Origin of the sequence: Streptomyces sp. PR69 (assembly GCF_026420845.1) — a bacterium.
GTDB lineage: Bacteria > Actinomycetota > Actinomycetes > Streptomycetales > Streptomycetaceae > Streptomyces.
Genome location: NZ_JAOWCB010000037.1, coordinates 1 through 22,876 on the forward strand (window position 1 = coordinate 1; position 22,876 = coordinate 22,876).

The 22,876-nt window shown below is 71.8% G+C and carries 21 protein-coding genes; 5 read left to right on the forward strand and 16 right to left on the reverse strand.

Features of this window, described 5'->3' with window-relative positions:
- Nucleotides 1-54: 54 nt before the first annotated feature.
- The 4 genes from OF819_RS25235 to OF819_RS25250 form a co-directional block, all read right to left on the reverse strand.
- Entirely contained in the window at nt 55-1,143 is a 1,089-nt protein-coding gene (locus OF819_RS25235) for a PDZ domain-containing protein (protein WP_267245933.1), read from the reverse strand.
- A gap of 155 nt (nt 1,144-1,298) precedes the next feature.
- The gene (locus tag OF819_RS25240; protein ID WP_267245934.1) at nt 1,299-1,469 is read right to left on the reverse strand and encodes a hypothetical protein; all 171 of its coding nucleotides are present in this window, start codon (nt 1,467-1,469) and stop codon (nt 1,299-1,301) included.
- A 152-nt stretch (nt 1,470-1,621) separates the two neighbouring features.
- Nucleotides 1,622-2,083: a molybdenum cofactor biosynthesis protein MoaE gene (locus OF819_RS25245; RefSeq protein ID WP_267245935.1), complete on the reverse strand. Its 462-nt coding sequence runs from the start codon at nt 2,081-2,083 to the stop codon at nt 1,622-1,624.
- A 139-nt stretch (nt 2,084-2,222) separates the two neighbouring features.
- Complete coding sequence (locus tag OF819_RS25250) at nt 2,223-3,350, reverse strand: SDR family oxidoreductase (protein ID WP_267245936.1); 1,128 nt, start codon at nt 3,348-3,350, stop codon at nt 2,223-2,225.
- Nucleotides 3,351-3,548: 198 nt separating this feature from the next.
- On the opposite strand from OF819_RS25250, the gene OF819_RS25255 reads away from it, so the two are divergent.
- Nucleotides 3,549-5,021 carry a zinc-dependent metalloprotease gene (locus OF819_RS25255; protein ID WP_267245937.1) on the forward strand — a complete coding sequence of 491 codons (1,473 nt, stop codon included), beginning with the start codon at nt 3,549-3,551 and terminating at the stop codon, nt 5,019-5,021.
- The gene (locus tag OF819_RS25260; RefSeq protein ID WP_267245938.1) at nt 5,018-5,545 is read left to right on the forward strand and encodes an NUDIX hydrolase; all 528 of its coding nucleotides are present in this window, start codon (nt 5,018-5,020) and stop codon (nt 5,543-5,545) included. The genes OF819_RS25255 and OF819_RS25260 overlap by 4 nt, the downstream gene beginning before the upstream one ends.
- 105 nt (nt 5,546-5,650) lie before the next feature.
- Here the strand turns inward: OF819_RS25260 and OF819_RS25265 are convergent, their stop codons facing one another.
- The 4 genes from OF819_RS25265 to OF819_RS25280 form a co-directional block, all read right to left on the reverse strand.
- A complete protein-coding gene (locus OF819_RS25265; protein WP_267245939.1) occupies nt 5,651-6,406 on the reverse strand; it encodes an AIM24 family protein in 756 nt (251 codons plus the stop codon).
- A 16-nt stretch (nt 6,407-6,422) separates the two neighbouring features.
- Nucleotides 6,423-7,103 carry an AIM24 family protein gene (locus tag OF819_RS25270; RefSeq protein ID WP_267245940.1) on the reverse strand — a complete coding sequence of 227 codons (681 nt, stop codon included), beginning with the start codon at nt 7,101-7,103 and terminating at the stop codon, nt 6,423-6,425.
- Between the two features lie 14 nt (nt 7,104-7,117).
- On the reverse strand, nt 7,118-8,764 hold the full coding sequence (locus OF819_RS25275) for a TerD family protein (RefSeq protein ID WP_267245941.1): 1,647 nt from the start codon (nt 8,762-8,764) through the stop codon (nt 7,118-7,120).
- Between the two features lie 109 nt (nt 8,765-8,873).
- The gene (locus tag OF819_RS25280; RefSeq protein WP_267245942.1) at nt 8,874-9,470 is read right to left on the reverse strand and encodes a M48 family metallopeptidase; all 597 of its coding nucleotides are present in this window, start codon (nt 9,468-9,470) and stop codon (nt 8,874-8,876) included.
- 210 nt (nt 9,471-9,680) lie between these two features.
- On the opposite strand from OF819_RS25280, the gene OF819_RS25285 reads away from it, so the two are divergent.
- Nucleotides 9,681-10,859, forward strand: coding sequence for a ThiF family adenylyltransferase (locus OF819_RS25285; protein ID WP_416370621.1), 1,179 nt, complete (start codon nt 9,681-9,683; stop codon nt 10,857-10,859).
- Nucleotides 10,860-10,899: 40 nt separating this feature from the next.
- Complete coding sequence (locus tag OF819_RS25290; protein ID WP_267245944.1) at nt 10,900-12,276, forward strand: ABC1 kinase family protein; 1,377 nt, start codon at nt 10,900-10,902, stop codon at nt 12,274-12,276.
- Nucleotides 12,277-12,304: 28 nt separating this feature from the next.
- Here OF819_RS25290 and OF819_RS25295 read toward each other — a convergent pair whose 3' ends face one another.
- The 5 genes from OF819_RS25295 to OF819_RS25315 form a co-directional block, all read right to left on the reverse strand.
- The gene (locus OF819_RS25295) at nt 12,305-12,520 is read right to left on the reverse strand and encodes a hypothetical protein (protein WP_267245945.1); all 216 of its coding nucleotides are present in this window, start codon (nt 12,518-12,520) and stop codon (nt 12,305-12,307) included.
- A 110-nt stretch (nt 12,521-12,630) separates the two neighbouring features.
- Nucleotides 12,631-12,954: a hypothetical protein gene (locus OF819_RS25300; RefSeq protein ID WP_267245970.1), complete on the reverse strand. Its 324-nt coding sequence runs from the start codon at nt 12,952-12,954 to the stop codon at nt 12,631-12,633.
- 11 nt (nt 12,955-12,965) lie between these two features.
- Nucleotides 12,966-13,343: a WhiB family transcriptional regulator gene (locus OF819_RS25305; protein ID WP_267245946.1), complete on the reverse strand. Its 378-nt coding sequence runs from the start codon at nt 13,341-13,343 to the stop codon at nt 12,966-12,968.
- 173 nt (nt 13,344-13,516) lie between these two features.
- Nucleotides 13,517-13,837: a hypothetical protein gene (locus tag OF819_RS25310; protein ID WP_267245947.1), complete on the reverse strand. Its 321-nt coding sequence runs from the start codon at nt 13,835-13,837 to the stop codon at nt 13,517-13,519.
- A gap of 164 nt (nt 13,838-14,001) precedes the next feature.
- A complete protein-coding gene (locus tag OF819_RS25315; RefSeq protein WP_267245948.1) occupies nt 14,002-16,173 on the reverse strand; it encodes an ATP-dependent DNA helicase UvrD2 in 2,172 nt (723 codons plus the stop codon).
- A 196-nt stretch (nt 16,174-16,369) separates the two neighbouring features.
- On the opposite strand from OF819_RS25315, the gene OF819_RS25320 reads away from it, so the two are divergent.
- Nucleotides 16,370-16,612: a mycoredoxin gene (locus OF819_RS25320; protein ID WP_267245949.1), complete on the forward strand. Its 243-nt coding sequence runs from the start codon at nt 16,370-16,372 to the stop codon at nt 16,610-16,612.
- A 17-nt stretch (nt 16,613-16,629) separates the two neighbouring features.
- On the opposite strand, the gene nudC is transcribed toward OF819_RS25320, so the two are convergent.
- Genes nudC through OF819_RS25335 form a run of 3 tightly spaced genes read right to left on the reverse strand, consistent with a single transcriptional unit; the run spans nt 16,630 to nt 22,865 of the window.
- Nucleotides 16,630-17,589, reverse strand: a complete 960-nt coding sequence (nudC, locus tag OF819_RS25325) for an NAD(+) diphosphatase (RefSeq protein ID WP_416370622.1) — start codon at nt 17,587-17,589, stop codon at nt 16,630-16,632.
- Nucleotides 17,590-17,632: 43 nt separating this feature from the next.
- Entirely contained in the window at nt 17,633-19,042 is a 1,410-nt protein-coding gene (locus tag OF819_RS25330) for a dipeptidase (protein ID WP_267245951.1), read from the reverse strand.
- 10 nt (nt 19,043-19,052) lie between these two features.
- Nucleotides 19,053-22,865 carry a UvrD-helicase domain-containing protein gene (locus OF819_RS25335; protein WP_267245952.1) on the reverse strand — a complete coding sequence of 1,271 codons (3,813 nt, stop codon included), beginning with the start codon at nt 22,863-22,865 and terminating at the stop codon, nt 19,053-19,055.
- Nucleotides 22,866-22,876 lie beyond the last annotated feature (11 nt).

Below are 22,876 nucleotides of genomic sequence, written 5' to 3' on the forward strand. Positions count from 1 at the left end.
GGGGGAAGACTCACGCCCGCAGGAACGATTCCCCGCACCCCGGCACCCCGCCCGTCACCGCGCCCCGCAACCCGGCAGCCCCTCCACGTCCCCCTCCCGGATCTTCTCCAGCGACTTCCTCGCGTCCGCGATCGTGTCGACCTTCACCAGCGTCAGCCCGTCCGGAGTGTCGGACGCCGCCGAAGCGCAGTTGTCCGCAGGGGTCAGGAAGTACTCCGCGCCCGCGTTCCGCGCCCCGACGAGCTTCATCTCGATGCCGCCGATGGGCCCGACCTTCCCGTCGTCGTCGATGGTCCCGGTGCCGGCCACGAACTCGCCGCCGGTCATGGCACCCGGGGTGAGCTTGTCGATGATGCCGAGGGCGAACATCAGACCCGCGCTGGGCCCGCCGACATCGGCGAGGTTGATGTCGATGGTGAACGGGAAGGTGTAGTCGGTCCCGGCGTGGATGCCGACGATCGCCCGGTCGCCCTCCGGGGCCTTCACGGTGGGAACCGTGACCTTCTGGGTGGCCGTGGGCTCGCGGCCCGCCTTCTCCGCGGCCGCCGCCGCATCGGCCGGGACGATCGTGAAGACGACGTCCTCGCCCGGCTTGCGCTTGACCACGAGCTTCGCGACATCGCCGGGCTCCTTCACCGCCGTGCCGTCCACCTCGCGGATCACATCACCGGCGTGCAGCCGCTGCTCCGCGGGAGAGTCCTTCAGGACGGAGGAGACCACCACGCGCGAGGTCACCGGGATGTCCAGCTGTTCCAGCGCCGCCACCTTGGCGCTCTCCTGCGACTGGGTGAACTCCTCGGCGTTCTCCTGCGTGGACTCTTCCTCCGTCTGCCCGTCGGGGTAGAGCGTGTCATGTGGCACCACGACGTTGTCGTGGGCCAGCCAGCCGTAGATCGCCTCGACGAGGTTCATGCGGTAGTCCGCGCCGGTGACCCGGACCGTCGTCATATTGAGATTGCCGCGCGTCGGGTACGTCTCGCGGCCGGAGATCTTGAGCACATCCTCGCCGTCCGTCGAGCCGAGGGTGTTCACCGTGGGACCGGGCGACATCTCGGAGTACGGCACAGGGAGGAACACGCCGACACAGAGCAGCGCGATGAAAGCGAGTGTGGAGGCGAGCATCGTCGCAGTGCGGCGGGGCATGGAACGACAGTACGGGACGGACCTGTCAGCGCACCGCCCGGACCGGTCCGTCCGGGCTCCGGTGCCGGACTGCGGTGCGGACCATGCGCCGGCTCGCGGGTCCGCTTGCTCTCCCGGTCACACCTCTGCTCACGGCCCCGCTCATACCGCGTCGGTCATATCGCGTCGGTCTGGGAGCCCGATTTGTCCATCGCATCACGGAACCGGGCGTACCCGGCGAGCTCCGCCACATCCCCGGACGTACGGTCCCGCGCGGCCCAGCTTCCCCATATGCCGGCGCCGACGACGGCGAACAGCGGAATCAGCAACCAGGCGAGCACTGCCATCGCAACCTCCCTCACCCCATAAGCGAATGCAACCGAGTGATCAGCAGATTAGTCGTCTGCCAGTTCAACGCTCGTAGCGGGTGTGCGGTTACGCAAATCGGGGCGGATGGGGCCGAATGCTTTCAGCCTCGCGTACCCCCCGGGGCCATTCGTCAGCAGGCCCCCACCCACTCCTCCGTACCGTCCGAGAACGTCTGGTGCTTCCAGATCGGCACTTCGTGCTTGAGGTCGTCGATCAGCTTGCGGCAGGCCTCGAACGCCTCCCCCCGGTGCGGACAGGACACGGCCACGACGACGGCCAGATCCCCGACCGCGAGGTCGCCCACCCGGTGGACGGCGGCCATGGCCCGCACCGGGAACTGCGCGGCGACCCGCTCCGCGATCCGCCGCATCTCTGCCTCGGCCGTGGGATGGCAGGAATAGCCCAGCTTCTCGACGTCCGCGCCGCCGTCATGGCTGCGCACGGTGCCGACGAAGAGCGCCGTGCCGCCCGCCGCGTCGTCGCCGACGGCCGTGAAGACCTCGTCGACGGAGAGCGGGGTGTCGCGGATCGCGAGCAGCCGGATGGGGTCCTGCGCCGCCTGTTCGCCGGGGTGATCGTTCCTGCGTGCCATGTGACCATCGTGCCGTACGCCGCCGACAGCGCGGAATACCCGTTTCCACCGGCCGGGCGCGCCCGCGGTTAGAGCCTCCTACAGGGCCGTACCGGCGTGTCGGGCACACCGTGACGGGCCCGGAGGGGCACCGGGGCGCTCAGAGCCGGCGGCGCGCCTTGCGGGCCCTGCGCACCAGGGCCGCGGTGCCGAGCAGGGCCACCGTCGCGCCCGCCGCGCCCGCCGCGGTGGCGTCCTTGCGGCCCAGCCTGCGACCGGCGACGGTGTGCCGTCCCGCCGCCTCCTCCAGCAGCGCGGCCAGCACCTCCTCGTTCGTCCACTGCGGACGCCAGCCCGCGTCATGCAGCCGGCTGACGCTGACGACCCAGGGGTGCATGGTGTACGCGAGGTCCCCGGCGGGGGACGGGGTGAGCCCGATCCGGTGCAGCCGGGCGGCGGCTCCCAGGGCGACCGCGGACGGCAGCTCCATACGCCGGATGCCGCTGAGCTCCTCCACCTCCTCCTGCTCCAGCCAGCCGTCGCAGCCGACCGCCAGCTCGCCCTCCACCTTCTCCAGGGCGGCGTACTCAAGCGCGCTGACCAGGTCCTCGACATGGCAGAACTGCCAGGTGGGGCGGGAACCGGCCACCACCAGGAGCCGCGGCGACTCGAAGTAGCGGGTCAGCGCGGTGTCCGTGCCGCCCACCAGGACAGCGGGGCGGACCACGGTGACGTTGAGACCCGGATGCGCGCGCGGAGCACGCCTGCCGAGCCGTTCGATCTCCAGCAGATCGCCGACTCCGGTGGCCTCGGCGGTGGCGCGCAGCTCCGCGTCCTCGGAGAGCGGGACGTCGTTGTCGGGCAGCGCCCCGTAGACCATCGCCGAGGTGCACAGGACGACCCGGTGCACCCCGGCGGCGGCCGCTGCGGTCAGCACGGTCTGCGTACCGCGTACGTTATACGCGGTACGGGCGGCCGGGTCGGTCTCCAGGTCCAGGTCGAGAGCGAGGTGGACCACGACGTCGGCCCCGCGCAGCTTCTCGGCGATGGCCGGGTCGCGGACGTCGAGGATGTGCCACTGCGCCTCGGTGACCTCGCCGCGGCGCTCGTCGATCGCGATGACCTGCTTGACCTCGTCGCAGCCGGCCAGCCGCCGCACGAGCAGATCGCCGACGCCCGAGGAGGCGCCGGTGACCGCGACGACGGGGCCGCGGCCTGCGGGCCCGCGGCCGCCGGCCGGGGTTGAACGGTTTCGCGCTGCGCGAACCTGCGGATCTGGGGAACTCACCAGGCGTCTCCAGCGGTTGTCTTCAGTACCGAAGTACCGACGCGCACGGCGCGTGCGTACCGGGTGCGTCCATCCTGCCGCAGGCCGGCAGCAGGTGGAGCACCGAGCCCGGATGCGGCCCGGATGTCTACGCTGGGTGGTGTTGTCGGGCATTCGCCGCCGGCAGGAAGCCGGCGGCCCTACGAGCCGAGGAAACCCGTGAGTGACACCCCATTCGGATTCGGCCTTCCGCCGGAGGAGCCGGAGAACGGCGACGAGGGCAAGAAGAAGGACCCCGCCGGAGGTGGGCAGGGTTCCGGAGGCCAGAGCGGCGGTCCGGGCGACCCCTTCGGCATCGGCCTGCCGGGCGGCGCGGGCGGTGACAATCCGTTCGCCGCGATGTTCGGCTCCATGGGTCCCCAGGACCTGGGCGCCGCCTTCCAGCAGCTCGGTCAGATGCTGAGCTATGAGGGCGGCCCTGTGAACTGGGACATGGCCAAGCAGATCGCGCGCCAGACGGTCTCCCAGGGCACGCCGGACGGCACGAAGGACGTCAGCGTCGGCCCCGCGGACCGGGCGGCCGTCGAGGAGGCGCTGCGCCTGGCGGACCTGTGGCTGGACGGTGTGACGTCCCTGCCCTCCGGCGCGAACACGGCCGTGGCATGGAGCCGCGCGGAGTGGGTCGAGGCGACCCTCCCCGCCTGGCAGCAGCTGGTCGACCCGGTCGCCGAGCGGGTCGGCATCGCCATGGGCGATGTGCTGCCGGAGGAGATGAAGGCCATGGCCGGCCCGCTGATCGGCATGATGCGGTCGATGGGCGGTGCGATGTTCGGGCAGCAGATCGGCCAGGCGGTCGGCGTGCTGGCGGGCGAGGTGGTCGGCTCGACCGACATCGGGCTCCCCCTGGGCCCGGCCGGCCAGGCCGCGCTGCTGCCGCTGAACGTGGACGCGCTGGGCAAGGACCTGGGCGTGCCGCGCGAGGAGGTGCGGCTGTATCTCGCCCTGCGCGAGGCCGCTCATCAGCGGCTCTTCGCCCATGTGCCGTGGCTGCGGTCGCATCTGTTCGGCGCCGTCGAAGGCTATGCGCGCGGGATCAAGGTCGACACCGGCAAGCTGGAAGACGTGGTCGGCCAGTTCGACCCGAGCCATCCGGAGCAGCTGCAGGAGGCGCTGCAGCAGGGCATGTTCCAGCCGGAGGACACCCCGGAGCAGAAGGCCGCACTGGCCCGTCTGGAGACCGCGCTGGCCCTGGTGGAGGGCTGGGTGGACGCGGTGGTGCACGAGGCCGCCGCGTCCCGGCTGACCGCCGCGAACGCCCTGCGCGAGACGCTGCGCCGCCGCCGCGCCAGCGGGGGCCCCGCGGAGCAGACCTTCGCCACGCTCATCGGGCTGACGCTGCGGCCGCGCCGGCTGCGGGACGCCTCGCGGCTGTGGGCATCGCTCACCGACGCGCGCGGGGTGGACGGCCGGGACGGGCTGTGGGAGCACCCGGACATGCTGCCGACGGCGACGGACCTGGACGACCCGGACGGTTTTGTGCACCGCGAGCAGATCGACTTCTCCGAGCTGGACAAGATGCTCGGCGAGGCGGCGGGCGGGCCCCGTCCGAAGGGCCAGGACCGGAGCGAGGACGGCCGGAGCGAGGACGACGGGGGCAGCGGCGACCGGGGCGGGGACGAGACTGACAAGTGAGTCTGCATGACGACGCCGTCCTCGTGCTGAAGGGGTATGAGGATCAAAGCGAGGAGCAGAGCGAGCTGCGCCGGCGGTATCTGGACCATCTCGCGGCGCACCCGGACGGCATGTGGAAGGCGTGCGCGGCGGGACATATCACGGCAAGCGCCCTGGTCGTCGACCCTTCGCGGAAGCGGGTGCTGCTGACGCTCCACGGGAAGATCAAAAAGTGGCTGCAGATGGGCGGCCACTGCGAGCCGGACGATGCGACGCTCGCGGCGGCCGCGCTGCGGGAGGGCGTGGAGGAGTCCGGCATCGAGGGGCTCGCCCTGCTGCCGGGCGGGCCGGTCCGGCTCGACCGTCACTCGACGCCCTGCGCCTGGCATCTGGACGTCCAGTACGCGGCGCTGGCTCCGGCGGGCGCGGTGGAGGCCATCAGCGACGAGTCACTGGATCTGCGCTGGTTCGGCTACGACGAGGTGGCGGACGTGGCCGACGCGTCAGTCGTACGGCTGATGCAGCGCACGCGCGAGCGGCTCTAGACGCCCGGGACGAGTGGGTAAGGGGCGGTCACCCTGGCGACCGCCCCTTACCCATGACCGTACGTCTCGTGCCTGTCTCGTGCCGGTCTCGCACCAGGAGGGGCACTAGCTCCAGACGTTGTTCTGGTTCTGGGCGTGGGCGCCGTGCTGGCCCACGCCGTACTGCGCACCCAGCCCCTGCCCGATCGCGGCGTTCTGCGGGGGCATCACCTCGCTGGGCTGGACGAGGGCGAAGCCCTGGCCGAGGAAGCTCAGCTCCCAGCCCTCTCCGGTGTTGCCACGCCGTCGCAGCACGCCCGAGGAGTGCGTCTGGGCCTGCATCTGCACCCGCAGCCCGGAGGACCAGGCCACGATGGCGTCCGCGTCGACGCTGACATACTTCTCGGGTGTGACCTGCATCATCAGCGGCTGGCCCGAGGTCATCAGCGCGACCTTGCCGCGCCCGGAGACATTGAGCTGGTACTTGCCGGACCCGGAGATTCCGTACTGGCTGTCCACCGCGATGACCTCGGTGTTCAGCGTGGAGTCAAGCGCCAGCACATAGGCGCTGTCGACGGTCAGCCCCTCGTGGTCGACATCCACGACATGGATGTACTGGGCGAGATTGGCGAAGTAGACGGTGCCCTGCCCGGAGCAGCGCATCAGATCCAGGCCCTCGCCGGTGTGGGCGCGGGCGCGGCGCTCGCTGCCCGACTGGTACTCGCCGTCGAAGTCGACGAGCCCCTGGTAGGCGACCATCGAGCCTTTGCGGGCCAGGATGTCGTCGTGACCGGTCAGCGCGACCCGCAGCAGCTGCGGGTTCTGCACGGTGTACCGCTCCTGGGACTGCTGCTCGGCATGGCTGAAAAGCGGACTCTGCATGGTGTGTGGCTCCCCCTCAGTGCCGGATCCGCAGACGGTCGGCACTGTCCTCGCTGGGCTGTACGACGACGATTCCCTGGCCCGAGAAGGCCATCTGGTAGGCCTCGCCGCTGCCCCGCCCGATGAGCGAGGACGCCTTGAAGCTGCGCTTGCCCTTCACCTTGAGGTTCGGGGACCAGGCGACGAGCGCGTCCGGGTCGACATACGTCTCGTCGTCGCCGCGCCCGCAGTCGACCACAATGGGCGTGCCCCGGGAGGTCAGGGCGACCCAGCCGGTGCCGCCGATCTGCACGTTCCACAGCCCCTGTCCGGCGAACTTGGCCAGACCCTTGACCTTTTCGACGCCCCACTGGAGGTGTGCGTCGAAGGCGAGCACATTGGTGCCGTTGACGGAGATGGAGTCGTTGTCGAGGTTGATGACGACGACGTCCGCGCCGTAGTCGGCGAGGTAGAGGAGCCCGTCCCCGGAGCACTTCATGATCGGCGCGCCTTCGCCGGTCACCCACTGGGCGGCGATCTGGCGGACCGCGGGCGGGTTGGGCTCGTACTGGATGAAGCCCTCGTACGACACCATCGACCCGGTGCGGGCGTACAGGTCCTGGCCGGAGGCCATGGCGACCTTGAGCATGGTGCTGCCGTGGTTCTCCATACGGGCCGTGACGGGGGCGGGGGCAAAGCCCGCGAGCTGCTGGTTCATATCTTCGGGCTCCCTTAGACCTCGTACGGCTGGACGACGATGAAGTTCCCGGGAGCGCCCCGGAATTGGAGGTTCACGGTCTCTCCGCTGTGTCCGGGGTAGGCGTTGCGGCGCAGTCTGACCTGGCTGGAGAGGATCACCTGGGAGGCGGCAGACCAGGCGACGACGGCGTTGGCGTCCGCGAAGGTCGTCGGCGTGACCGGCAGCACCACCGGGACGCCCCGGGTCTTGACGACGACCGTGCCGGTGCCCTGGAACATCATGGTGAACAGCGCACCGCCGGGGATGCCGTGGCCCTCGATCCTGCGGACCTCGTGGTGCAGCGACTCGTCAAAGGCGAGGACGTTCTCCGCGGAGACGCAGATGCCGTCGCCCTGGAGTTCGATGGGGTGCAGTTGCGCGCCGTTCTCGGCGAGGAAGACCTGGCCGCGGCCGGTGCAGCGCATCAGCTGCATCTCCTGGCCGGTGGCGTTGCCGACGATGCGGCCGGCGAAGCCCGCGCCCTTGTAGCTGAAGTCGACCTTGCCCTGATACATCACCATGCTGCCCTGGCGGGCGAGGACGGGCATGCCGCCCATGGTGAGGTCGACCCGCATCAGCTGCTGGTTCTGCGGGGTCCAGCGCTGTCCCGTGGGCTTCTCCCGGTACGGCTGGAGAGCCGCCTCCAGGCCCGCGCCGGTCTGCGGGACGGCCGGCGTCTGCGGGGCCCCGGGGGCGGGCGGCTGGCCGTACGGGGCGAAGGGCTGCTGCCCGTACGGCGCCGGGGGCGCAGGCGGCTGCCCCTGACCGGGAATCTGGCCATAAGGGGCGGGCGCGGGAGGCGGGGCCGCGGGGGCGGCCATCGGGACGGCGACCGTCGGCGCGGAGTGCGTCTGCGGGGCGGCGGGCGGGGCGGGAGGCGGGGCGGCGGGTGCGCCGAAGGCCGGTGCGGGCTGGGGTGCTTGAGGCGCGGGAGGCGCCTGGTACGGCGGCGGGGCCGGGGCGGGAGGCGCCGCCGGTACGGGCTGCGGGGTCCCGGAGGCGGGCGGCGCAGGCGCGCTCGGCGGGGCGAAAGGCGGCGGGGCCGCGGGCTCCGCGGGCGGGGCGAACGCGGGCCGCGCGCCAGGCTGCGGCTGAGCGGCCGCGGGCTCCTCCTCGGCGACCTCACCGCCGAAGTTCTTCAGCAGCGCCTCCAGACCGCCGTCAAAGCCCTGGCCGACGGCGGCGAACCGCCACACGTCCTTCAGATAGAAGTCGCCGAGCATCACCGCGCGTTCGGTGGAGAACTCCGAGCCGTCGAACGCGTACCGCGCGACCTCTTCGCCGCCCGCGACGACGCGGAGATAGCCGGGGCCGATCTGGGACATCTGGCCCTCCCCGTCGATCGTCGCGGTGAACGAGAGCCTCTGGACCGAAGCCGGGATGCGGTCGAGCGTGACCCGGAACGACTCGGTGTCACCTGCCTGCGGGCCGAGCAGCTGGATGGACTCCTCGGGCGATTTCGGCTGGTTGAAGAAGATGAAGTAACGGTCGTCGGACAGCCGCTCGTCCGCATCGAGCCCGAAGCAGCTGATGTCGAAGGTCAGCCCGGGAGCGGCGATCTGCACGCCCACATACAGATCCGTTCCCGACGTGAGATCACTGATCTTGGCCTTGTGGCCGCGCTGGAATTCCCTGGCCATGCGTAACGACCGTCCCCCATCCCGGAAATGTGAATGCGTCGCGCCAGGCTAACGGCTGTGGACGACATCAAGCCAAGCCGGTGCGCATTCGGTACAGGACTGTTGACGATCACTCTCCGCGTGCGGACGGCACATGCGGCAGCCGCTCCGCGGCGACGACTCCCTCAAGGTAGCCGCGGGCGCGCTCGGTGCGCGGATAGGCCTCCAGCAGCCGCCAGAACCGCGGGCCGTGCCCGGGCACGAGCAGATGTGCCAGCTCATGGACGAGCACATAGTCGATGACGTACTCGGGCATCCCCTGGAGCCGGTGGGACAGCCGGATGCTGCCTTCCGCGGGGGTGCAGGAACCCCAGCGGGTGTTCTGGTTGGTCACCCACCGCACGGACGCGGGGCGGGCGCGGCCGTCGAAGTACTGGTCCGACAGCCGTTCCGCGCGCTCGGCCAGTTCGGCGTCGCCGAGGATGCGTTTGCTCTCCTGGGCGGCCAGCTTGTCCAGCATCACGCCGACCCAGCGCTGCTCCTCGGCCTCGGACATCCGCGCCGGAATGAGCACGATGGTGCGGTCGCCCTCGCGGTAGGCGGAGACCGTTCTGCTGCGCCGGGTGCTCCTGCGGACCTCGACCGCGCTGGTCCCCGATCCGCGGGACGGGCGGCTTGTCGGACTGCGCTGCTGGCTCTTGGCGCTGTGCAGAGGGTCGGCGGGCACGCCTTGACGTTACCCGCTGCCAGCGGCGGAAGTCCCGTGTGCGGAACGGTTCAGACTTGATCCACTCCATGTGCGCACGATTTGAACGACTAATGCCCCTCGCCTGTGGATAACTTTTCACACGCTCTGCCGCGGACGGGCATTCTGCTGACACACGCCGGAGGGGCGGGAAGCAAGGCGATCAAGGCGGGGGACGGAAATATGCATCCGATGGTCAAGCCTGCGTTGCGACGGGCGTGGCGGGAGCGGCAGTCCGTGCAGTTCGGGGTCACACCCGCGCATGCGGTGACGCTCGGTCCGGTGGACACCGCGACCGGTGCCTTTCTGGAGCTGCTGGACGGCACGCGGGGGCTGTCACTGCTGCGGGAGGAGGCGCGGGCGATGGGCCTGCCCGACGGCCAGGCGGATGCCCTGCTGAGCCGGCTGGCGGCTGCCGGTCTGCTCGACGACGCCACGGCCGGGGGCGGGCGCGGGGCGGTGGGGCCGCGCCTGGGGGACGGTGCGCTGGAGCGGCTGCGGCCCGATCTGGCGTCGCTGTCCGTGATCCACCCCGAGCCGGGCGCGGGGATACGGCGGCTGACCGCCCGCCGGGCCATGCGCGTCCAGGTGCGGGGCGCGGGCAGGGTGGGCGCCACGGTGGCGTCGGTGCTGTCAGCCGCGGGGGTGGGGCGGGTCGAGGTGCTGGACGGCGGATGCGCCGAGCCGTCGGACATCGCGCCCGGAGGACTGCCGGAGGAGGCGGTGGGCCGGCGCCGGGACGTCTCGGCACGCCAGCTGGTGGGGCGCTGCTCGCCCGGCCGTGCGCCGCGCGGCGCCGGCCCGGGCGTTCCGGGGGACCGTCCAGGCGCCGCCACGGGCGAACCGGGCCTTGCGCTGATCGTCGTCGCGCCCCGCGACGGGCTGGCGGCCTATGTGCCGGAGCCCGCCGCCGCGGAGCAGTGGGTCGCCGTCGGCACCCCTCATCTGTATGCGGGTGTGGTGGAGGCCACAGGTGTGGTGGGCCCGCTGGTGCTGCCGGGCGCGACCGCCTGCGCGGGGTGTCTGGAGCTGGGCAGGGGGCAGCGCGATCCAGGGCGTCCGAGGCTGCTGGCCCAGTGGCGTTCGGGACGCCGCAGGGCTGCGCAGGCCTGCGATGTCGCGCTGGCCACGGCGGTCGCCGGCCTGGCGGCGGCTCACGCGCTGGCGTTTCTCGACGGGGAGTCGCCGACGAGCATCGGCGCGCGGTGGGAGACATCGTTGCCGCTGCTGCAGTGGCGGTCCGAGCGGATCGCGCCGCAGCTCGACTGCGGCTGCAGCGCGGAAGGCAAGAGTGGGGGAGCACACCTCGGGCGTGAGGTCGCCGCACGACACAATGGCCAAGTAACCGCCGTCAACGGAGCAACGCCGTAGGGCATATGCGGCGCAGGCTGTCTGGGATTTGGAGGGGCGTATGTCTGATCTTCCCCGGAAGGCGGTCACCCGGACCGCCAAGCTGGCCGCGCTGCCCTTGGGTTTCGCCGGGCGGGCGACATGGGGGCTGGGCAGGCGGATCGGCGGCAAGTCGGCGGAGATCGTCGCACGCGAGCTGCAACAGCGCACGGCGGAGCAGCTGTTCAAGGTCCTCGGCGAACTCAAGGGGGGTGCGATGAAGTTCGGCCAGGCTATGTCGGTGTTCGAGTCGGCCCTGCCGGAGGAGCTGGCGGGTCCTTACCGTGCCTCCCTGACGAAGCTTCAGGACGCCGCGCCTCCGATGCCGACGCGCACCGTGCACACGGTCCTTGAGGAGCGGCTCGGCGAGGAGTGGCGGGAGCTGTTCCTCAGCTTCGAGGACAAGCCGGCGGCTTCCGCGTCGATAGGCCAGGTCCACCGCGCCGTCTGGCACGACGGCCGGGAGGTCGCGGTGAAGGTGCAGTACCCGGGGGCGGGTGAGGCGCTGCTGTCCGATCTGAGCCAGCTCAGCCGCTTCGCCCGGCTGCTGGGGCCGCTGATTCCGGGCATGGACATCAAGCCGCTGATCGCCGAGCTTCGCGACCGGGTCACCGAGGAGCTGGACTATGAACTGGAGGCGCAGGCGCAGCGGGAGCACGCCGCGACGTTCGCGGACGATCCGGATGTGCTGGTCCCGGATGTGGTGCACCAGTGCGACCAGGTGCTGGTCACGGAGTGGATCGACGGCATACCGCTGGCCGAGGTGATCGCCGGCGGCACCCCGGCCCAGCGGGACCGTGCGGGTCAGCTCCTCGCCCGCTTCCTCTTCTCGGGCCCGGCGCGTACGGGACTGCTGCACGCGGACCCCCACCCCGGCAACTTCCGGCTTCTGCCCACGCAAGGCGGCAGCGAGGGCTGGCAGCTGGGAGTGCTCGACTTCGGCACCGTGGACCGGCTGCCCGGGGGTCTGCCCCAGCCGATCGGCGAGTGTCTCCGTATGACGCTGGAGGGCGAGGCCGAGGAGGTCTATGCCCTGCTGTGCGAGGAGGGTTTCGTCAAGGACTCCATCGATCTCGACCCGGACGCGGTGCTGGACTATCTGCTGCCGATCATCGAGCCCGCGCAGGCGGAGGAGTTCACCTTCAGCCGCGCCTGGATGCGCACCCAGGCGGCCCGGATAGCCGATGTCCGCTCCCCCGCGTATCAGCTCGGCAAGCAGCTCAATCTGCCGCCGGCGTATCTGCTGATCCATCGGGTCACCCTGAGCACGATCGGCGTGCTCTGCCAGCTGAACGCGACGGTCCGCCTCCGGGACGAACTGGAGTCCTGGGTCCCGGGCTTCGTTGCGCCCGCGCCGGTCGAAGCCCCTGCCGCTCCGGTGGCCGAGGCGCAGGCCTGACGCCGGCGGGCGCGGCAGTCCCGGTGGGTCACCACCAGGCGGAGTCGAGGCGTCCCTCAATGGATCTGATGTTGGCCCGGGCACAGTCATCGCAGAAGTAGTGGCGGACGCCGTTCTCCACGGAACAGGTCCAGGTCGGGGGTGTGTCCTCGGCGCGCTTGCCGCAGCGGGAGCAGACGACGGGCCCGGTGTCCTGTCGAGCGGGGTCGGGTCTTGCGGGGTCAGGAGGCTGGTGCTGGTCCACCACGTGACGATAACTCCGCGGGCGGCCGGGCGCGGGAACAACGCACCGCGGGGGCCGGTCCGTTCGGACCGGCCCCCGCGAAGGTTCTCAGACGGTCAGCCGCCGGCGGTTCAGCTCATGATCGCCAGGGCCAGCGCACGGCGGGCGCGCATGGAGACACGCTCGGCGCGGCGCTGCATCCGGCGCGCGGCGGCCAGGCGTACGGCCTGACGGTCGCGGTCGGCCTCCCGCAGGCGCTCGTGCATATGCGCACGGGCCAGGGCTTCTGGGATGAGTTGCATTTCACGGGTCCTGTTCTGGCGCGAGGTGTTCGCACCGATGGTGTTGAAGTTCTGGGTCGCGGAGCGCGCGGGCTCGCTGGTGGAAGAGGTCATGAGGGCCTGCTTCTGAGGGTTGTGCGTGAGGGGGCGATCGATCGTTCCGATGGCGTTCATGCCGTTGGCGTTCATGCCGTGACCGGGTTCTTGCGCGGACGGCCACGCGGACGCTTGCGGGCGACGACCACACCCTGAACGAAGAGCTCTCCGCCCCAGACGCCCCACGGCTCACGCCGCTCCTTGGCGCCCGCGAGGCAGGCCTCCATCAGCGGGCAGGTGCGGCAGAGGGACTTGGCGTACTCGACGTCTGCCGGCGACTCGGCGAAGAAGACTTCCGGGTCGTAGGAACGGCAGGGGACGGGCTCGCCGAGGTTCTCGATGGCGTCGTCGAGTGCGGTGAGCGCCGTGAGCGCGGTGAGCGGAGACAAGGTGGAGTCCTCCGTGGGGACGGGCGGGGGGACGGTCTTGGCGGGCGGTACGGACGCGGCGTGCGCTTCGAGTTGCACGGTGGTGTCGTTCCTCGTCTGGTCGGCCCGGCCGGTTGGCCGGGGGGAGGCTGGTACCGGGTGCTTCTTGTCCCGAGGCCCCTTCGCTCCGCTCTCCCCGTTCGGGGAAAACAGAAGGGCCGCGGATCCCGGGTGGGGTTCCGCGGCCCTGAAGGCGCCGGCCTGAGTCTCAGTCAGGCTGGATCACTCCAGGGTTCGAGCCCACGGAAGGCCCACATCGTGTGGTGCTGCGTCTGGTTCGTCTCGGCACTGGCCGCTGCGATGGCATAGGCCTGGGCCTGCGCCGCCGCTACTCCTGCTTCCAGTGCCTTGGTCGGTCGCTCATTGCGCTCCCGGACGGGGAGGCCGCCCAGGCCGGACACGGGAAGCACGGCAAAGCCGCCGGACATACGGGTGCCGGAGAACGCGAAGGAGAGGCCGAGCGAGCACACGGAGACGACCGAGCAATCGGTCATTTTGGCGGTGCTGACGGTGCTGGTCTTGATGCTGATCACTTCAATCGCCTCCTCTCGGCGTCTCGGGACCGGCCGGGGCCGGTCGCAACTATTCGGATAAGTACAGCACGGAAGCAGCGCTTCAGAGAAGTCGCTGTTTCCGTGGTTAAGAACCTATGGGGACGGCTGGGGCGTGCGCAAACTATTTTTTCGACGAGTTTGCATCAGTCCTCCTCGTCGCCTCCCCCAACCTCCTGGCCTGCGCAGATGGCCAGCACATCGGCGCCGAAGCGTTCCAGCTTGCGGCCGCCGACTCCGGAGATGGCGGCGAGCTCGCCCTCGCTGCCGGGGGTGGCCTCGGCGATCGCCATCAGCGTCTTGTCGGTGAAGACGCAATAGGCGGGCTGGCCCAGCGCCCTGGCCTGGTCCGAGCGCCACTCGCGAAGCCGCTCGTACAGCGCCTCGTCCATGTCGGAGGGGCAGTCCTCACAGCGCATCAGCTTCATCTCACCGGCGTCGGTGAGCGTCTTGCCGCAGACGCGGCACAGCACCGGGCCCCGGCGCTTACGGCGGCCGCCGCCGCGCTCGATGCCGCCCGCGCCGCCGGCGCTTCGTGTGCCGGGGGCCGTGGAGCCGGGCCGCAGCCCGTTCAGAAACCGGGTGGGGCGGCGACCCGCACGGCCTCCCGGCGAACGGGACAGCGCCCAGGAAAGGGACAGATGCAGCCGGGCGCGGGTGACGCCGACGTACAGCAGCCGGCGCTCCTCCTCCACCTGTTCGTCCGTCTTGGCGTAGGTGATCGGCATCATGCCCTCGGTGAGGCCGACGAGGAACACCGCGTCCCACTCCAGGCCCTTCGCGGAGTGGAGCGAGGCGAGGGTGACGCCCTGGACGGTGGGCGCATGCTGGGCGGCGGCCCGCTCGTCCAGCTCGGCGACCAGATCGGCGAGGGACGCCTCCGGCCTGGCCCGGGCGAAGTCCTCGGCGAGGCGGACGAGCGCGGCCAGCGACTCCCAGCGGTCGCGCACGGCCCCGGAGCCCGCGGGCGGCTCAGGGGTCCAGCCCTTGGTGGAGAGCACCGCACGGACCTGGGAGGGCAGATCCTCCGCGTCGTCGAGCAGGGAGTCGTTCCCGCCCGCACGGGCCGCTCCGCGCAGCGCGACGCCGGCTTCGCGCACCTCCTGCCGCTCGAAGAAGCGCTCGGCCCCGCGCAGCTGGTAGGGCACGCCCGCGTCGGCGAGAGCCTGCTCATAGACCTCCGACTGGGCGTTGACCCGGTAGAGCACGGCGATCTCTCCGGCCGGAACGCCTGCCGCGATCAGATCGCGGATGCGGCGAGCGGTGCCCTCGGCCTCGGCCGGCTCGTCCGCGTACTCGGTGTAGACGGGCTCCGGGCCGGGGTCGCGCTGGGAGATCAGCTCCAGCCGGTGCTCCGCTGCGCGGCCGCGGGCCTGGCCGAGCAGCCCGTTGGCGAGATGGACCACCTGGGGGGTGGAGCGGTAGTCGCGGACCAGCTTGACGACGGTGGCGTCGGGGTGGCGGGTGCGGAAGTTCAGCAGATGGTCGGGGGTGGCCCCGGTGAAGGAGTAGATCGTCTGGCTGGCGTCGCCGACGACGCAGAGGCTGTCGCGGTCGCCGAGCCACAGTTCGAGCAGCCGCTGCTGGAGGGGGCTGACGTCCTGGTACTCGTCCACGACGAAGTGCTGGTACTGGCGGCGGATCTGATCAGCGATGTCGTGCCGGTCCTGGAGGATGCCGACGGTGAGCAGCAGCACATCCTCGAAGTCGATCACCGAGCGGTCGCGCTTGAGCTGCTCGTAGACGCCGTAGATCTGGCTGATTTCCGCCGTGTCGCGCGGGGCGTCGCGGTGGGACTTGGCGACCGCGGCGGGATAGTCGGCGGGCACGGTCTGGGTGACCTTCGCCCATTCGATCTCACCGGTGACGTCCCGCAGCTCATTGCGGTCCAGCCGGACGCGGCAGCGGGCGGCGGACTCCGCGACGAGCTGGATCTTGCGCTCCAGCAGCCGGGGCAGCTCGCCTCCGACCGCTCTCGGCCAGAAGTACTGAAGCTGGCGCAGCGCGGCTGAGTGGAAGGTGCGGGCCTGGACTCCGCCCGCGCCGAGCTGCCGCAGCCTGCCCCGCATCTCACCCGCGGCCCGGTTGGTAAACGTGACGGCGAGGACGCTGGCGGGCGGGAGTATCCCGGCGCGCACCCCATAGGCGATGCGGTGGGTGATCGCGCGCGTCTTGCCCGTGCCGGCGCCGGCCAGCACGCACACCGGGCCGTGCAGTGCCGTGGCGACCTCGCGCTGCTCGGGGTCGAGCCCGTCGAGCACCGCGTCGGCCGACTCGGGGACCTGCGGGAAGTGGGAGAGGTGCGTTGCAGCTGTCACCCCGCCATGCTGCCAGGTCCGTGGAGGCGGATGGGGCAGTTGTCCACAGCCGTGGGAGCGCAGTCGTACGAATACGGGAATGGCGGCCGGGTCCCGTACGTTCTACGCGGGGAAACGAATCCCCGGGATACCCCCGTGGGGTTGCCGGCCGAGCCTGGTCCGGCTCCCGGACCGACCGTGAGGAAAGCGAGAGACGATGCTGGGGACTGTGACGATGTACAGCACCACGTGGTGCGGCTACTGCCGCCGGCTGAAGAGCCAGATGGACCGCGAGGGCATCGCGTACACCGAGATCAACATCGAGCAGGACCCGGCGTCGGCGGCCTTCGTCGAGAAGGCCAACGGCGGAAATCAGACCGTGCCGACTGTCCTCTTCGAGGACGGTTCGACGCTGACGAACCCCTCGCTGGCCCAGGTCAAGCAGAAGATCGGCGCCTGAGCGGCGCCGATCCGCGATCAGGCGAGCTCTCCCGGCCTCGGGAGGGGCTTGCCGTACCAGAGCTCGAGCAGGCGGGCCGCGATCGAGATGCCGAAGGGAGGCAGCACCTCCCCGGACTCGAATGCGGCCCGCAGCTCTTCCCGTGAGAACCAGCGCGCCTCGTGGATCTCCTCGCCGTCGACGTCGATCTCGGCGGAGGTGGCGCGGGCCATGAAGCCGAGCATCAGGCTGGAGGGGAAGGGCCAGGGCTGGCTGGCGATGTACTCGACGTCCCCGACGGTGACGCCCGCCTCCTCGAACACCTCGCGGCGCACGGACTGCTCGATGGACTCCCCGGGCTCGACGAAGCCGGCCAGCGTGGAGAAGCGGCCCTCGGGCCAGTGCACCTGCCGCCCCAGCAGCGCACGGTCCTCCTCGTCGGTGACGAGCATGATGACGGCCGGGTCGGTACGGGGGTAGTGCTCGGCGCCGCAGGCCGGGCAGCGGCGGATGTGCCCGGCCGCGGCGATGACGGTGCGTTCGCCGCAGCGGGAGCAGAAGCGGTGCATCCGCTGCCAGTTCTCCAGGGCGACGGCGTGGACGAGTAGTCCGGCGTCGCGCGGAGAGAGCAGCAGTCCGGCCTCGCGCAGGCCCGCGGGGCGTGCGGACTGGTCCATACGGCCCGGGAGGGCGTCCTTCTGGAGGGCGAAGTAGCGCACCCCGTCCGCGTCGGTGCCCAGGAAGTAGCGGTGGGTCTCGGTGACGGGGGCCTCGAACGCGGGGGTCATCACCAGTTCGGTGCGTCCGTCGGGGGTGTCGTCGATCAGCGCCTGTCCGCCGGAGACCACAAAGACCCGGGTCGTGGGGTGGCTCCACGCCGCCGCCAGCCATGCCTCGTCGAGACGGTGGTGCGCCTCGCGGTCGATGCCGCTGAAGGCGGTGAGGCTGATCGGGGCGGCGAGGTCCGCCGCGCGGCTCGCGGTGGCGTAGCTGTCGATGCTCACGGTACTTCCAACTCCCCCTGGTGGTTTGGGTGTCAGCTCAGCGAAGGGCGTTCGGCAGATCCGCCCACAGATGGGCGGCGCTCTCCGCTCCTTTGAGAAGGAGGTCCAGTTCGGCCTTTTCGTTCGGGGCGTGCCAGCCGTCGGAGGGGACGGAGACGCCGAGGAAGAGTACGGGCGCGCCGAGGACGTCCTGCAGGTCGGCGGCGGGACCGGAGCCGCCCTCGCGGGTGAAGCGGATCTTCTGGCCGTCGAAGGCGCGGGACATGGAGCGGGCGACCGACTGAAGGGCGGGGTGGTCGAGAGGGGTCAGACAGGGGCGGGTCGGGGCGCCGAACTCGATCTCGTGGCGGATGCCCCGGGGAAGCTGTGCGGCGGCCCAGTCGCGCACCGCCAGTTCGATCTTCTCGGGGTCCTGGCCCGCCACCAGGCGGAAGGACAGCTTGACCCGGGCGGAGGCGGGCACGATGGTCTTCCCGCCGGGGCCCTGGTAGCCGCCGCCGATGCCGTTGACCTCTGCGGTGGGGCGGGCCCAGACGCGCTCCAGGGTGGAGTAGCCGGCCTCGCCGAGCGTGCCGTGGGACTTGGCGGTGCGCAGCCAGGACGCCTCGTCGAAGGGGAGCTCGGCGAAGAGCTCGCGCTCGGCGTCGGTGAGCGGGGTCACGCCGTCGTAGAAGCCGGGGATGGCGACGCGCTCGTCCGCGTCGTGCAGGGCGGCGACGAGGCGGGCCGCGACGGCGGCCGGGTTGGGGACCGCGCCGCCGAAGGAACCGGAGTGGATGTCCTGGTCCGGGCCGTACAGGGTGATCTCGCAGTCGGCGACGCCGCGCATGCCGGTGCAGACGGTGGGGGTCGTCTCGGACCACATGCCGGTGTCCGAGACGATCACCGCGTCGGCGGTGAGGCGGGCGGCGTTGGCCTCGACGAGGGCGCGGAAGTTCGGGGAGCCGGACTCCTCTTCGCCTTCGATCAGCAGCTTGAGGTTGACGGCCGGCGCGGTGCGGCCGGTGGCGGCGAGGTGGGCGCGGAGCCCCAGGGTGTGGAAGAAGACCTGCCCCTTGTCGTCGGCCGCGCCGCGGCCGTACATCCGGCCGCCGTCGATCCGCGGCTCGAAGGGGTCGGTGTGCCAGCCGTCCGCGCGTGCCGCGGGCTGGACGTCGTGGTGGCCGTAGACCAGGACCGTCGGCGCGTCCGGGTCGTCGGACGGCCAGGAGGCGAAGACGGCGGGGGCGGCGGCCCCGGAGCCGTCCGGGGTCCAGACCTCGACGATCGGGAAACCGGTCTCCTTGAGCTTCTCCGCGAGCCAGTCGGCGCTGCGCCGTACGTCCGCCGCGTGCTCGGGCTGCGCCGACACGGACGGGATGCGCAGCCAGTCGGCGAGGTCGCCGAGGAAGGCGTCGCGGTGCTGCTGGACGTACTGGCGGACGGCGCTGTCCGGGGTAGGGCTCATGCTCTTGAGCCTAACGGCCCGGGGAGGCCGTCTCGTCCGCCGTCTCGCCCAGCAGGATGCGTTCCAGTTCGGCCCGGCCGGGGAGGGCGTCCGGGCGGACGACCTCCCCGCTGCGGACGTAGACGAAGGCGGCGGTCACGGCCTGCAGGGGTATGCCGTGCTGCTCGGCCCAGGCGAGGCGGTAGACGGCGAGCTGGAGCGGGTCGGCGGTGTGGTGGACGTTGGTCTTCCAGTCGACGATCTCGTACTCCGGGATGCCGGGCTCGGCGGATGCGTCGGCCGGCGGGGGCGCATCGGTGCGGTAGACGGCGTCGATCCGTCCGCGCACCACCCGGCCCGCGAGCGTGATCTGGAAGGGGGCCTCGACGCGGTAGGGGGTGCGGTGGGCGTACGGGGTGCGCTCGAAGGCCTCCTTGAGCGCGGCGAGGTCGCGCTCGTCGGCGATCTCCGGGTCGTCGTCCTCGCCGCCGGGCAGCTCGTCGGGGCCGAGCATCGGCAGCGGCAGCGCCTCGAAGCGGGACTCCACCCAGGCGTGGAAGCGGGTGCCCCGGCGCGCGGCGGGCTGCGGGGGCCGGGGCATGGGGCGGGCCAGCTCCTGGGCGAAGCCGTCGGGGTCGGCGGCGAGGCGCAACAGCTGGGAGGCGGACAGGGAGGGCGGCACGAGGACGTCGCGCACGGCGGCGCGGCTGCGGCGCAGCTCTCCGGCGAGTGCGTCGAGGTCGCGGTCCCAGGAGGCGATGGTGCGGGCGTCCTCGGGGGTGAGGTCCGCGAGCGGAGCGCCGGCGGGAGGCGCGTGCCGGGGCGCGGGCAGCGCGACGCGCGGATGATCGTCGTCCGCCGGCCAGGGGCCGGAGTCCCAGGGGGCAGAGTCCTGAGGGTCAGATTCCTGGGGCCCGGGGTCCAGGGGCCCGGTGTCGCAGAGGTCGGAGTCCTGAGGGTCAGATTCCTGGGGCCCGGAGTCCCAGGGGGCAGAGTCCTGAGGGCCGGAATCCTGGGGCCCGGGGTCCAAGGGCCCGGAGTCCCAGGGGTCAGAGTCCTGAGGGTCAGAGTCCTGGGGCCCGGAGTCCCAAGGGGCAGAGTCCTGAGGGCCGGAATCCAGGAGGCCGGGGTCCCAGGCGTCCTCGTCGGGCTCCGGCTGCACGTCGGGACGACGTCCGGGCTCCTGGTCGGGCGCGGACGGGCGGGCAGGCGCGCTCTCCGGCGCGTGATCGTCCGCGGGGGCCGGTTCAGGCCGGGGAGCGCTGTCCGCGGGGACCGTCTCCCCGGTGGAGCTCCGCGCCGGATGTGCCAGGTGTGACAGGTGTGACAGGACGGTGTCGGCGGCCGCCCGGCGGCGGGCGAGGGAGCCGGGGTCGAGCGGCAGCGGCCAGGCCAGGTCGGCAGCGGCGGCGTCGCGCAGGGCCGGGTTCTCCGCGTCCTCGGCCGGTTCTTCAGCCCAGACCTCCACCTCGCCGTGGCCCCGCGCACAGTGCTCGTACAGCTCCCGGAGGAAGGGCGAGGGGCCGCGCCGCCGCTTCTGGGCGGGCCCCCACCAGTGGCCGGAGCCCAGCAGCAGGGAGCGGGGCCGGGTGAAGGCGACATAGCCGAGGCGCAGCTCCTCGGTGTGCTGATGGTCCTTGAGCGCCTCCTTGAACGCCTTGATCCCCTTCGCGTCCCAGGACGGCACCTGGGGCAGGGTGGCGGCGTCGCCGCGCAGCGGGTGCGGCAGCACCCTGGCCTGGGCGGTCCACGCCTCGCGCGGCTGCTCGCTGGGGAACTGCTTGGCGACCAGCCCGGGGACGGCGACGACGTCCCACTCCAGCCCCTTGGACTTGTGGGCGGTGAGCACCTTGACCGTGTTCTCGCCGCCGGGCAGGGCGTTGTCCAGGCCCTTCTCGTACTGGGCGGCGGTGCGCAGGAAGCCGAGAAAGGCCAGGAGCGTGGCCTCTCCGTCCAGGGCGGCGAAGCCCGCTGCGATGTCGAGGAAGCCGGAGAGGGTCTCGCGGCGGCGGGCGGCGAGGGCCTGCGGGGAGGCCGAGAGCTCGACCTCAAGACCGGTGGCGGCGAGGACGCGGTGCAGTACGTCCATCAGGGGGTCGGCGAGGCCCCGGCGCAGTTCGCGCAGTTCGGCGGCGAAGCGGGCGAAGCGGATGCGCGCCTCGGAGGAGAAGGGCAGGCCGTCGCCGGCCTCGTCGGGGGCGGCCGGGGTCAGGAAGGTGTCGAGGGCGTCGGCGAGGGAGATCACTTCGGCGGGGTCGGTCCCTTCGACGGCGGCGGCGAGCCGCTCGTCGGCGTCGGCTTCCTCGCCGGGCCGGTCGCGCTGGACCAGCCGCTGGGCGAGCCGGCCGAGCAGGGCGAGATCGCGGGGGCCGATCCGCCAGCGGGGGCCGGTGAGCAGCCGGACGAGCGAGGCGTTGGCGCCCGGGTCCTGGAGGACCTCGCACATGGCCACGAGGTCGGCGACCTCGGGCAGATGCAGCAGCCCGGACAGGCCGACGACTTCGACGGGGACGTCGCGGGCCACGAGGGCCCCCTGGATGCGGGGGAAGTCGGCGGCGGTGCGGCACAGGACGGCGATCTCGCCCGGCTCCTTGCCCGTGCGCACAAGGTGGGCGATCTGGTCGGCGAGCCATTCGAGTTCTTCTGCGTGGGTGGGCAGCAGGGCGCAGCGTACGTATCCGTCGCGTTCGGCGCCGGGGGCGGGGCGGAGCGCTTCGACGCCTTTGTGCAGGGCGCGCAGGGGTGCGGCCAGGCCGTTGGCGAGCTGGAGGAGGCGGCCGCCGCTGCGGCGGTTCTCGCTGAGGGACTGGCGGGTGGCGGGGCGGCCGTCGGCATGGGGGAAGTGGGCGGGGAAGTCGTCCAGATTGGCGACGGAGGCCCCGCGCCAGCCGTAGATGGCCTGGCAGGGGTCGCCGACCGCGGTCACGGCATGGCCCGTGCCCTGTCCGAACAGGCCGGACAGCAGCAGTCGCTGGGCGACGGAGGTGTCCTGGTATTCGTCGAGGAGGACGACGCGGAACTCGTCGCGCAGCATCGCCCCGACCTCGGGCCGGGTGAGGGCGAGCTGCGCGGAGAGGGCGATCTGGTCGCCGAAGTCGAGCAGGTCGCGGGCGCGCTTTGCCTCGCGGTAGCGGACGGTCAGCTCCAGCAGCTCGCGGCGGGCGGCGGCGGCCTCCGGGACCTTGCGCAGATCGGCGTTGGTCAGTCTGGCGGCGTCGAGTGTGCGCAGCAGCTCGCTGTCGTGGGCGAGGAGCTGCTCGGGGCGTACGAGGTGTTCGGCGAGCTCCGCGTCGAGGGCGAGCAGGTCGGCGACGAGGAGGGAGAAGGAGCGGGTGAGGGAGGGGTACGGACCGGGAGCCTCGCGCAGCACGCGGGCGGCGAGCTGGTAGCGGGTGGCGTCGGCGAGCAGCCGTGCGGTCGGTTCGAGGCCGATGCGCAGGCCGTGGTCGGTGAGCAGCTGTCCGGCGAAGGCGTGGTACGTGGAGATGCGGGGCTCGCCCTGCGGGGCGTCCGGGCCGCCGGCGGACGCGCCGGGCGCGCCGGGCGCCTCATGGGCGTCCGGGTCGGTGACCCCGGCCCGTACGAGAGCGGTGCGGACGCGCTCGGCCAGCTCACCGGCGGCCTTGTTGGTGAAGGTGAGGCCGAGGACCTGTTCGGGGGCGACCTGTCCGGTGCCGACGAGCCAGACCACGCGCGCCGCCATGACGGTCGTCTTCCCCGAGCCGGCTCCGGCCACGATGACCTGCGGGGCGGGCGGCGCGGTGATGCAGGCCGTCTGCTCCGGGGTGAAGGGGATGCCGAGGAGCTCCTTGAGCTGCTCGGGGTCGGTGATGCGTGCGGTCACCTGGAAGAGGC

Bases quoted from the DNA above. Each gene is read 5' to 3' on its own strand.
- OF819_RS25235 (WP_267245933.1), bottom strand. From the start codon at position 1,143: ATGCCCCGCCGCACTGCGACGATGCTCGCCTCCACACTCGCTTTCATC.
- OF819_RS25240 (WP_267245934.1), bottom strand. From the start codon at position 1,469: ATGGCAGTGCTCGCCTGGTTGCTGATTCCGCTGTTCGCCGTCGTCGGC.
- OF819_RS25245 (WP_267245935.1), bottom strand. From the start codon at position 2,083: ATGGCACGCAGGAACGATCACCCCGGCGAACAGGCGGCGCAGGACCCC.
- OF819_RS25265 (WP_267245939.1), bottom strand. From the start codon at position 6,406: ATGCAGAGTCCGCTTTTCAGCCATGCCGAGCAGCAGTCCCAGGAGCGG.
- OF819_RS25270 (WP_267245940.1), bottom strand. From the start codon at position 7,103: ATGAACCAGCAGCTCGCGGGCTTTGCCCCCGCCCCCGTCACGGCCCGT.
- OF819_RS25275 (WP_267245941.1), bottom strand. From the start codon at position 8,764: ATGGCCAGGGAATTCCAGCGCGGCCACAAGGCCAAGATCAGTGATCTC.
- OF819_RS25285 (WP_416370621.1), top strand. From the start codon at position 9,681: ATGGTCAAGCCTGCGTTGCGACGGGCGTGGCGGGAGCGGCAGTCCGTG.
- OF819_RS25290 (WP_267245944.1), top strand. From the start codon at position 10,900: ATGTCTGATCTTCCCCGGAAGGCGGTCACCCGGACCGCCAAGCTGGCC.
- OF819_RS25300 (WP_267245970.1), bottom strand. From the start codon at position 12,954: ATGAACGCCATCGGAACGATCGATCGCCCCCTCACGCACAACCCTCAG.
- OF819_RS25320 (WP_267245949.1), top strand. From the start codon at position 16,370: ATGCTGGGGACTGTGACGATGTACAGCACCACGTGGTGCGGCTACTGC.
- OF819_RS25330 (WP_267245951.1), bottom strand. From the start codon at position 19,042: ATGAGCCCTACCCCGGACAGCGCCGTCCGCCAGTACGTCCAGCAGCAC.